General features: G+C 64.2%; 11 protein-coding genes and 1 pseudogene. 4 read left to right on the top strand and 8 right to left on the bottom strand.

Annotated features, from left to right (window positions below):
* The 6 genes from QZ522_RS15225 to QZ522_RS15200 form a co-directional block, all read right to left on the bottom strand.
* A partial coding sequence (locus QZ522_RS15225) for a cobalamin biosynthesis protein (protein WP_294613420.1) occupies nucleotides 1-1,432 on the bottom strand: 1,432 nt, incomplete at its 3' end.
* A complete protein-coding gene (gene cobI / locus QZ522_RS15220; protein WP_294613417.1) occupies nucleotides 1,423-2,124 on the bottom strand; it encodes a precorrin-2 C(20)-methyltransferase in 702 nt (233 codons plus the stop codon). The genes cobI and QZ522_RS15225, both read right to left, overlap by 10 nt.
* A gap of 75 nt (nucleotides 2,125-2,199) precedes the next feature.
* Complete coding sequence (gene cbiE / locus QZ522_RS15215; protein WP_294613414.1) at nucleotides 2,200-3,402, bottom strand: precorrin-6y C5,15-methyltransferase (decarboxylating) subunit CbiE; 1,203 nt, start codon at nucleotides 3,400-3,402, stop codon at nucleotides 2,200-2,202.
* A 39-nt stretch (nucleotides 3,403-3,441) separates the two neighbouring features.
* The gene (locus QZ522_RS15210; protein ID WP_294613411.1) at nucleotides 3,442-4,095 is read right to left on the bottom strand and encodes a precorrin-8X methylmutase; all 654 of its coding nucleotides are present in this window, start codon (nucleotides 4,093-4,095) and stop codon (nucleotides 3,442-3,444) included.
* Nucleotides 4,096-4,153: 58 nt separating this feature from the next.
* On the bottom strand, nucleotides 4,154-5,416 hold the full coding sequence (locus QZ522_RS15205) for a sirohydrochlorin chelatase (RefSeq protein ID WP_294613408.1): 1,263 nt from the start codon (nucleotides 5,414-5,416) through the stop codon (nucleotides 4,154-4,156).
* Between the two features lie 5 nt (nucleotides 5,417-5,421).
* On the bottom strand, nucleotides 5,422-5,649 hold the full coding sequence (locus QZ522_RS15200; protein WP_294613406.1) for a DUF6732 family protein: 228 nt from the start codon (nucleotides 5,647-5,649) through the stop codon (nucleotides 5,422-5,424).
* Between the two features lie 300 nt (nucleotides 5,650-5,949).
* Between QZ522_RS15200 and QZ522_RS15195 the strand changes: the two genes are divergently transcribed.
* Nucleotides 5,950-6,924, top strand: a complete 975-nt coding sequence (locus QZ522_RS15195; RefSeq protein WP_294613403.1) for a glutathione S-transferase family protein — start codon at nucleotides 5,950-5,952, stop codon at nucleotides 6,922-6,924.
* A 10-nt stretch (nucleotides 6,925-6,934) separates the two neighbouring features.
* Here QZ522_RS15195 and QZ522_RS15190 read toward each other — a convergent pair whose 3' ends face one another.
* The gene (locus QZ522_RS15190) at nucleotides 6,935-7,336 is read right to left on the bottom strand and encodes a cupin domain-containing protein (RefSeq protein ID WP_294613400.1); all 402 of its coding nucleotides are present in this window, start codon (nucleotides 7,334-7,336) and stop codon (nucleotides 6,935-6,937) included.
* Nucleotides 7,337-7,581: 245 nt separating this feature from the next.
* Here QZ522_RS15190 and rpmB point away from each other — a divergent pair, with 245 nt between their 5' ends.
* The 3 genes from rpmB to QZ522_RS15175 all read left to right on the top strand — a co-directional run bounded on the left by rpmB (nucleotide 7,582) and on the right by QZ522_RS15175 (nucleotide 8,863).
* Entirely contained in the window at nucleotides 7,582-7,875 is a 294-nt protein-coding gene (rpmB, locus tag QZ522_RS15185; protein ID WP_294613396.1) for a 50S ribosomal protein L28, read from the top strand.
* Nucleotides 7,876-8,005: 130 nt separating this feature from the next.
* The gene (locus QZ522_RS15180; protein ID WP_294613393.1) at nucleotides 8,006-8,332 is read left to right on the top strand and encodes a hypothetical protein; all 327 of its coding nucleotides are present in this window, start codon (nucleotides 8,006-8,008) and stop codon (nucleotides 8,330-8,332) included.
* A 51-nt stretch (nucleotides 8,333-8,383) separates the two neighbouring features.
* Entirely contained in the window at nucleotides 8,384-8,863 is a 480-nt protein-coding gene (locus QZ522_RS15175) for a copper chaperone PCu(A)C (RefSeq protein WP_294613390.1), read from the top strand.
* Nucleotides 8,864-8,881: 18 nt separating this feature from the next.
* Here the strand turns inward: QZ522_RS15175 and QZ522_RS15170 are convergent.
* A pseudogene (locus tag QZ522_RS15170) lies at nucleotides 8,882-9,098 on the bottom strand (NAD-dependent protein deacylase); the annotation flags it as partial.

The raw sequence follows: 9,098 nt of genomic DNA, 5'->3' as shown, positions 1-9,098 counted from the left end.
CACTGAGGCTAATAGTGCAGAAAACATGCCCCAAGGGCGCCCCGGCCCGTGCCGCCGCCCCCTGAAGGGCCGAAACGCCCGGCGAACAGACCACCTCGATACGCCGCGCGGCATCGCTCACGCCGTGCTCGTCGGGGCCACGATCCAAAAGTTCGAACACAAGCGCGCCCATGGCATAAATCCCCGCATCCCCGGAACAGACCAGTGCCACGTTCTTGCCAAGCGCCGCCTGCTCAAGCGCATAACGACACCGCGCCTCTTCCCCGCCAAGCGGAAAATCCGAGCGGGCCTTGCCTGCGGCGAGCGGACCCAACAGGTCGATGTAAAGCCCATAGCCGACCAGCTCTTCGGCCTCGGCCACCAGGTGGCTGACCTCGGGCGTGCGCCAGGCCGCCTGGCCGGGGCCGATGCCCACGACCGAAAGCCGCCCGCGTGCACGTCCGAGCATCTCGGTGATCGGCTCGGCGCTTCGGGTCAACGCGCAGGTGGCATTGGCGGTCTTGCGTTTCGCCACCACAAGGTCACCGCCTACGGCCAGGGCCGCGCCCTCACAGACACCATGACAGCCGACCTCGGCAAACACCACATCGGACGGGTTGGCCAGCCCCGCGGCCTGATCTTCAAGCTCGGCGGCGGTGAACAGGCGGAAGGGCACGCCAAGGCGGCGTGCCACTTCGTTCATCGCAATCTCATCGGCCTTGAGGTCGATCGAGGCGACACAGGCCACGGCCCCCGGCGCGATCCCCGCACCTGCAAGCGTGTCACAGACAAGCGCCCACATTTCCTCGGCGTCACAGCCGCGCGCACAGCCAAGCCCAAGCGCATAGCGCTGCGGATGATAAACCAGCCGCTCTTCGCCACCATTCACGGGCGCCTCGCTTACGACCAACTCGACCGCGCCGCCGGTATCCTCGACGTCAAAAATCGCCTCGCCCGTCAGGCGAAGCCCCTTGCCAGCAAGCATTAGCGCCATCGCCGCCTTGGCATCCTCGGGATTGGCCAGACGATATCCCAAGGGCGGCTCATCTAGCGCCACCCCCATGGCCACATCGCCCGCCGTGGTCACGGCCGCCACCGCACCAAGACCTGTCGCGATCTCGGCCGCAAGGCGATTGGCCCCGCGATGCCCGCCCAAAAGCGGCACCACGACCGCACCGTCATCCGAAACCGACACCACCGGCGGCTCGGCCCGCTTGTCCGACAACATCGGCGCCACGGCGCGAATGAGGATCCCACTCGCGCAGACCCCCACAACCGGCACCCCGGCGGCAAACAGATCGCGCGCATGGTCAAGCGCGTTGGCAAAGAACGCATCGGCCCGCTCGACGCGCCCGTCGCGCCCGTGCACCTGAGCGCCGATCAATGCGGCCACGCGATGCGCGACCTCCTCACCCGACCGGCTCAGCGCCAGAACAACAGGTTTCACAGCCATGGATCGGCCCCTTTCGTGAGCAAAATCATAGAAAAATACGGGGCCGCCTCAGGCGCCTCCGCCAACGGACAAACCACTTCCTGCGGCAGGCTTGCACGTTCCACGTAAACCGCCCGCGATGTCAGACCGAGGCCGTCGATCACACCGCGGATCTTGGCCATGTGACGCCCGACCTTCATGATGGCAACACTTTCGGCGCCCTCAATCCGGGCACGCAATTCGTCCTCCGGCAAGGGGCCGGGCAAGACTGTCAACCGCTCATTGCGCGCCGCCAGCGGCAGGCCCGCGCGCGCCGCACAGGTGGTGATCGAAGTGACTCCGGGCACCACCTCGACCTCGAACCGTGTGCTGAGGCGCGCAAACAGATACATGAACGAGCCATAAAAAAACGGATCGCCCTCGCACAGGCAGACCACGTCATCGCCCGCCTCAAGTGCCGCTGCGATATCTGCGGCACCAATATCATAGGCCGCCTGTGCAGGCTCGCGCGCGGTGCTCATCGGCACATCCATCGCGATTTCGCGCGCGCCCGTCGGGATTACATCCGCCGCAATCGCCCGCGCGAAACTCTCGCCGCCGGCAAGTGTCGGATAGGCGACGACCCTGGCCTGCGAAATCAGGCGATGCGCCCGAAGCGTCATCAACTCGGGATCCCCCGGCCCAAGGCCCACGCCATATAGCTTACCGACCATGCTCAGACCCGTCTTTCATCTTTCCGGAAATACTCCCGCCGGAGGCGTCCGACACCTGCCACAAGCACCATTCATTCATCGCTTGATAAGGCTCCATTGCGTGACCGGCATCAGCGGCCGCCAGCCTGTCAATCCGCCTACCGGCTCGGCGCGGTGCACCTGAAGCTTGACCAATTGCCCGCCATGGCGCTTGTGCAACTCCAGCAGCAGCGCCTCGCTTTCCAGCGTCACGGCATTGCACACCAGCCGCCCCAGAGGGCGCAGCGCCGCCCAGGCCGTGCGAAACACCGCCTCGGAAAGCCCGCCGCCAATGAACACGGCATCAGGCGGCTCAAGCCCCTCAAGCGCCTCGGGCACGCGGCCTTCGATCAGTTCATGCTTCGGCACGCCAAGCGCCAGCGCATTCGCCGCCGCCAGCGCGCGACGATCCGCGCGCGGTTCGATCCCGATGGCACGCGCATAGCGCGCACCGCGCATCCACTCGACGGCGACAGACCCACAGCCGGTTCCGACATCCCACAAAAGCGCGCCGCGCATCGGCATCAGCTTGGCCAGGGTCGCGGCGCGAACCTCTTGCTTGGTCATCGTGCCGTCATGCTGAAACAAATCATCCGCCAGGCCCGGCACGCGCGGCAAAAGGGCTGCATCTGGCGCGGCCAGGCATTCGACCGCCAGCGTGTTGAACGGCGGCACCACGTGATCCCAGCTTTCCGCACGCCCGTCAAACCGCGCCTCGTCCTGGCCGCCCATATTGGCCAGCACCGTCATCCGCGACTGACCGAACCCGCGCTCAGCCAGGAACCGCGCAATCTGTGCGGGCGTTTCGGCGCCGGTGGTCAGGATCAAGAGCCGCGCATCGGGCTGGATAAAGGCAATCATCTGCTCGACAGGGCGGCCATGCACGGTCAGCGTCTCGACATCCGGCAGGCTCCAGCCCATGCGCGCGGCGGCAAGCTGAAACGCCGAAAGCTGCGGATGATAGACGATCTCGCTCGCCTCCATCGCCCGCCCGATCCGGGCGCCGACCGAAAACCACAAGGGATCGCCGGTGGCCAGGACCACCACCCGGCGCCCCCGATGCAGAGCCAACAGGTCGATCAGCGCATCAAAGGGCGAGGGCCAGGCAACCCTCTCGGCATTGATCCCCTCGGCAAGCTTGTGATGGCGTTCACCGCCGACGATCACCTCGGCGGCCTCGACGATGGCACGGGTGGCGGGCAAGAGCCCGTCCATTCCGTCTTCGCCGATCCCGACAATATGCAGCCATGGATCAGACATGGCGAACCTCGCCCCACCCGGATTTTTCGCCGAAAACTCTCATGCCCGCACCTCCGGCAATCCCGCCGCAAGGGCGTTGACCGCCGCCGAGGCCATCGCGGAACCGCCACGCCGCCCGCGCAGGGCCACGAAATCACAGCCGCGCGGATTGGCGGCCAGTTCGGCCTTGCTTTCGGCCGCGCCGACAAATCCCACGGGAAACCCAAGGATCAGCGCGGGCTTTGGCGCCCCCTGATCCAGAAGTTCAAGCAGATGGAACAGCGCCGTCGGCGCGTTACCGATGGCGACGACCGCCCCTTCAAGCCGCTCGGCCCACAACTCGACCGCCGCTGCCGACCGCGTGTTGCCGATGCCGCCTGCAATACCCGGAACACGCGGATCGTTCAGCGTAACAACGACCTCGTTCTTGCAGGGCAGATAGCGGCGGATGATCCCGGCCCCCACCATCTCGCAATCACAGAGCACCGGAGCCCCGGCGCGCAGTGCCGCGTGCCCGACCGCGAAAGCATTCGCGGAAAAATCGAGCCGGTCGGCCACTTCGACCATGCCGCAGGCGTGGATGAGACGGATTGCCAAATCCTCCATTCCCGGCCCGAACCGGTCAAGGCGCGCCTCGCGCCGCACGGTGGCAAAGCTCATTTCATAGATCGCCGAAGGGCTTTTTTCGTAAGGGCGCACTGTCAGACCTTGCATTTCGCGGTGGCGCCGGACGCCTCCGGCGGGAGTATTTCGGGAAAGATGAAAGCCGTGATCAGGATTTCATCTTGCGTGCGCTTTCAGGCCCATGCGGGTGATTGGCATGGGGATAGGGCGCGTGATGGTGATGGTGATCATGATCGTGGTGGTGGTGATGGTCGTGGCCATGGTGGTGGTGATCATGATCGTGATCATGGTGATGGTGATGGTGCACATGGGCGGCCTCGAGACGGCAGAGACCGGTGCAGAAACTATCACACAGCGCACAATCGGCGACATTCGACCCCGGAGCCGAGGCGCCCTGGCCTTCGACGTGGTGGTGGTGGCTTTCCTGCACCGCGCCCACTTCGGATTCAAACCCCAGCACCTGGGTGCGGTATTTGCACATCACGCAGGTTGGCGGCGGCACATCGCTGAACGCCGGGTGACCGGCGCCATTTTCAGCGGCGAGCGCTGCCCGCTCGGCGGGAGTTACCTGTCGCACGTCTTCCCCCTCAACGGCCAGAATCTGGGTGCGATACTGGCAGGTGCCGCAATTCGGCGGGGGCACGGCGCCAACCTGTTCGGTGATGCGCTCGGCAAAGGTTTCAAGAACCTTGGGGTGATCCCCAAGATAGCCCGCCTTGACGAATTCGATCTGCGGATGCTGGGCGGCGACCTGATCGGTAAAGCCGTAGATGCGGTCGATCAGGATGCCCGAGAACAGGAAATACGGAAAGACGACGACCCGCTTGTAGCCAAGCCGTGTCACGTGTTGCAGGCAGGGCTCGACCAGCGGGAAGGTGACCCCGGAGTAACCCACCTCGCACCAGCCAAAGCCGAGTCCTTCCTGAAGCATCCGCGCGATCTTGGCGACATTGCCGTTGGCGTCCGGATCGGACGCGCCGCGCCCGATCACCACAAGGCAGGTATCATGCAGCGAAACCTCGCCCGAATCGGCGTTGGCACGGTCAATCGCCTCCTGGATGCGCGCGCCTGCGGCGGCGATCATCTTGGGGTCGACCCCGAGTTCGCGGCCATAATGCACCTCGATGCCATGTTTGGCGGCATAGGTATTGAGAACCGTGGGGATGTCATTCTTGGAATGCATGGCCGCAAACAGCATGCCCGGCACCGCCAGGATGCGCTCGCAGCCCGCCTCGCGCAGGCGGTCAAGACCGTCGCGGATCACCGGGTTGGCGAATTCCAGATAGCCGTATTCGGTCATCCAGTCATCGGGCAGGAAGGCCGGAAGCTTTTCCGCCAGAACGCTGAATTCATCGACCGCCGCCTGGCTGCGAGAGCCATGGCCGCAGATCATCACACCGGTTTTCGTCATGGGCGTTACGCCTCCTGCAATTCGTCGTCGGCGGTCTCGTCTTCGGCCTCGTCGCGGGCAGACGCCGCGTCCTTGCGCGCCTTGAGCCCGGCCCAAAGGCCAATCGCGATTGCCGCGCCAAGGGCGGCCGCGCCAAGCCAGTGGCCATGGCCCGCAACCTCGGCCATGTGGCCGGGATGAGCCTGCGCGGCCGTCGCCGTCAGCAGGGTGGTCAGAATGGTGGCAAGTCTCATGCAGGGTCCCCTTTTTGGTCAGGCACGCGATGCCGAAAAGGGGTGAGCGGGGCCTTTGCCCCAGACGATGCGACAACAGCCCCCGATATGGGTCAGCCAATGTTCGCACACCTTTCCGGCCCATCAACGGGCTTCGTCCTGGCCCGCTTATAGGCGGGCAGGGCCGGGCGTGCAAACGAAGAAACGCCGCGCTTGGACTTGATTGCGACATGTGCGCCCCTGCACGGTCTCTGCGCGGTGCCACGGCTTACCATGCGGGGCCGGGCGGCCTAGGTTTCGGACAGGTAAAGGAGCACTGACATGGGCCAACTGGTACAAGGCGTCTGGAAGGACGAATGGTATGACACCGACTCTCACGGCGGCAAGTTTGTCCGCTCGACGGCGGCATTTCGCAACTGGATCACACCGGATGGCCGCCCCGGCGCCTCCGGGTCCGGCGGTTTCAGGGCGCAATCGGGGCGCTATCATCTTTATGTGTCGCTGGCCTGCCCCTGGGCGCATCGCACCCTGATCTTTCGCGCCATCAAGGGGTTGAGCGATCATATCACCGTCTCGGTCGTGCATCCCGACATGCTGTCCGAAGGCTGGGAATTTCGCACCGATTTCACCGGCGCGACCGGCGACACGCTCTATGGCCTGGCGTTTGCGCGCGATATCTATCTCAAGGCCGACCCGGATATATCCGGCCGCGTGACCGTGCCCATCCTTTGGGACAAAGAGCGCGAAACCATCGTGTCGAACGAATCGTCGGAAATCATCCGCATGTTCAACAGCGCCTTTGACGGGATCACCGGCAACCACGATGATTACTGGCCCGAGGGCCTTCGCGAAGCGATCGAGCCGATCAACGCGCGGATATACGACACCGTCAACAACGGCGTCTACAAGGCCGGGTTCGCCACCAGCCAAGAGGCCTATGATGCCGCCGTTTACCCGCTGTTCGACAGCCTGGAGTGGCTTGAGGATCGCCTTGGCACACACCGCTACCTGATGGGGGAGCGGGTGACCGAGGCCGACTGGCGGCTGTTCACCACGCTGATCCGGTTTGATCTGGTCTATCACATGCATTTCAAATGCAACCGCAAGCGCATCGTGGATTACCCCAATCTCTGGGGATACCTGCGTGAATTGTATCAATGGCCGGGCGTGTCAGAGACAGTTAATTTCGACCATATCGTGCGCCACTATCACTATAGCCACGACACGATTAACCCCAACCGGATCATCCCGATCAATCCGCAGCCCGGTTTTGACCTGCCCCACGAGCGCGGCTAGCGATGCCCGCTCAGGCCGGGGCGCGTGTGTAATCCTCGTCACTCACATGCTCCAGCCACTCGGCCACCGACCCGTCAAGCGATTCCTGTATCGCCAGATGGCACATCATCGTGTCGGCCGTCGCGCCATGCCAATGCTCTTCGCCGGGCGGGATCCAGACCGTATCCCCGGCGCGGATCACCCTTGGCGGCGCGCCGCGCACCCCGACCAGCCCAGCCCCCGACAGCACATGAAGCGTCTGCCCAAGCGGGTGGGTATGCCAGGCAGTGCGCGCGCCCGGCTCGAAGGTGACGCGCAGGGCGCGCACCCTTGCGGGGGCGGGCGCTTCGACGATAGGGTCCTGCCAGACCCGCCCGGTGAACCAGTCCGACGAGGCCAGACGGCTTGGATTCGTGCTGCTGAAAATATCCATGATCGGGTCTCCCTGCTGTTGCACCGGCATGTTAGCCTCTTATAAGGGCGCGGCAACTCTGCTTTGTCGGCGGGTTCGGCTTGGAACTTCACAAATCCCTGCTGATTTAAGCCCCGAATCCCTTGACGCCCCGGCGCTTTGGGCCTAATGACCCAAGACGGAATTCGGGGCGCTGCCGTTGGCGGTGCCCGTTTGTATTAAAGAAGGGCCACGACGCGCCCTGGACCCAAGACGAGGATGACCCCATGTCGCGCCGCTGCGAACTGACCGGAAAAGGCCCGATGGTTGGCAATAACTCCAGCCACGCCAATAACAAAACACGTCGTCGGTATCTGCCGAACCTCAACGATGTAACGCTCCAGTCCGAAACCCTGAACCGTGGCATCAAGCTCCGGATCTCGGCCTCGGCCCTGCGCAGCGTTGATCACCGTGGTGGGCTTGATGCCTTTCTTGCCAAGGCCAAGGACGACGAACTGTCCGCCTCCGCGCTGAAGGTCAAGAAAGAGATCGCCAAAGCACAGGCCGCAACCGCAGCCTGAGCCATCGCGCTCTGACCGAGAAATTCTGAAACAGCCCTGCGCATTTGCCGCGGGGCTGTTTCCTTTTGTCGCTTGGTCTTGCCCGACGCAGGGCCTATATCGGGCCAGGATGATACCGCTGCGCCCCATAATGACCCTCGGGCTTTGCCTGTTGATGGCCCTCACAAGCCAGACCATGGCGGTGGCGCGCGGCGCCGCCTCGCCGGTGGGAACCATGGTGCTGTGCACCGGCACCGGACCGGTGACCGTCATGGTCGATGCCAACGGGCAGCCGACCGGCACGGCACATATTTGTCCCGATTGCGCGCTTGGCCTGTTTCACGCCCTCGCCCCGGCCCCGCTTGGCGTGCCGCATCTGACAGAGGCCAGCGCCCTTGAACCTTTTGAAACAACGTCTGAAATCGGGCATGTGGCCCGCGCCGCCTTCCGGGCCCGCGCACCGCCACTGCGCGCCTGACCTGCATCCCTTCCCGTTTCATATTTCCGACCTTCAAAAGGAGTAGACGCAATGTCGCTCAAATCCACTCTGATCGCGGCGCTTGCCGTTACCACCCTCGCCCTGCCGGTCTTTGCCCAGGACATCGACGTGATGGATCCCTATGCCCGCAGCGCAAGCCCCATCGCCAAGACCGGCGCGGCCTTCATGCTGATCAACAACAACGGCGACACCGATGATCGCCTGATCGAAGCACGCTCGCCGTTGGGCAAGCTGGTTCAGCTTCACACCCATATCCAGACCGGCGAGGGCGTGATGAAAATGACCCATGTCGAAGAAGGCTTTGCCGTGCCAGCGGGCGAGACGCTTGTCCTGCAACGCGGCGGCAATCACGTGATGTTCATGGGCCTCGAAAAAGGCTTTGAGGCGGGCGATACCGTGCCGCTGACGCTGGTCTTTGAGAAATCCGGCGAGATCACCCTTGATGTGCCCGTCGACCCGACCCGCAAGCCCAAAGAGGGCCACGGCAAAATGCACGGCTCCGGCAACTAGGCCGCGCGCGGTGCGGGCCTAACCGCCAAGCACCGCGTCAACCCACTCCGGCACAATGACCGAGGCGCGGCCCAACCGCGTCTCGGCGAAATCACGGGTGTTATACGAGGCTTCCAGGTTAAGCTCGATCGTATGCGCCCCGGCCCGCCCGGCATGCTGGGCAAAGGCCGCCGCCGGATAGACATTCCCCGAGGTACCGATCGCGGCGAACACAACCGCCTCTTCCAGATGGGTC

This window comes from uncultured Roseovarius sp., from assembly GCF_913054395.1.
Classification (GTDB): Bacteria; Pseudomonadota; Alphaproteobacteria; order Rhodobacterales; family Rhodobacteraceae; genus Roseovarius.
The sequence above is the reverse complement of the archived record's forward strand: the minus strand, read 5'-3'. Positions and strand labels throughout refer to the sequence as shown.

What these genes read in the sequence shown, in the direction of transcription:
- cobI (WP_294613417.1), bottom strand. Translation starts at nt 2,124, where the DNA reads ATGGTCGGTAAGCTATATGGCGTGGGCCTTGGGCCGGGGGATCCCGAG.
- cbiE (WP_294613414.1), bottom strand. Translation starts at nt 3,402, where the DNA reads ATGTCTGATCCATGGCTGCATATTGTCGGGATCGGCGAAGACGGAATG.
- QZ522_RS15210 (WP_294613411.1), bottom strand. Translation starts at nt 4,095, where the DNA reads ATGCAAGGTCTGACAGTGCGCCCTTACGAAAAAAGCCCTTCGGCGATC.
- QZ522_RS15205 (WP_294613408.1), bottom strand. Translation starts at nt 5,416, where the DNA reads ATGACGAAAACCGGTGTGATGATCTGCGGCCATGGCTCTCGCAGCCAG.
- QZ522_RS15200 (WP_294613406.1), bottom strand. Translation starts at nt 5,649, where the DNA reads ATGAGACTTGCCACCATTCTGACCACCCTGCTGACGGCGACGGCCGCG.
- QZ522_RS15195 (WP_294613403.1), top strand. Translation starts at nt 5,950, where the DNA reads ATGGGCCAACTGGTACAAGGCGTCTGGAAGGACGAATGGTATGACACC.
- QZ522_RS15190 (WP_294613400.1), bottom strand. Translation starts at nt 7,336, where the DNA reads ATGGATATTTTCAGCAGCACGAATCCAAGCCGTCTGGCCTCGTCGGAC.
- rpmB (WP_294613396.1), top strand. Translation starts at nt 7,582, where the DNA reads ATGTCGCGCCGCTGCGAACTGACCGGAAAAGGCCCGATGGTTGGCAAT.
- QZ522_RS15180 (WP_294613393.1), top strand. Translation starts at nt 8,006, where the DNA reads ATGACCCTCGGGCTTTGCCTGTTGATGGCCCTCACAAGCCAGACCATG.
- QZ522_RS15175 (WP_294613390.1), top strand. Translation starts at nt 8,384, where the DNA reads ATGTCGCTCAAATCCACTCTGATCGCGGCGCTTGCCGTTACCACCCTC.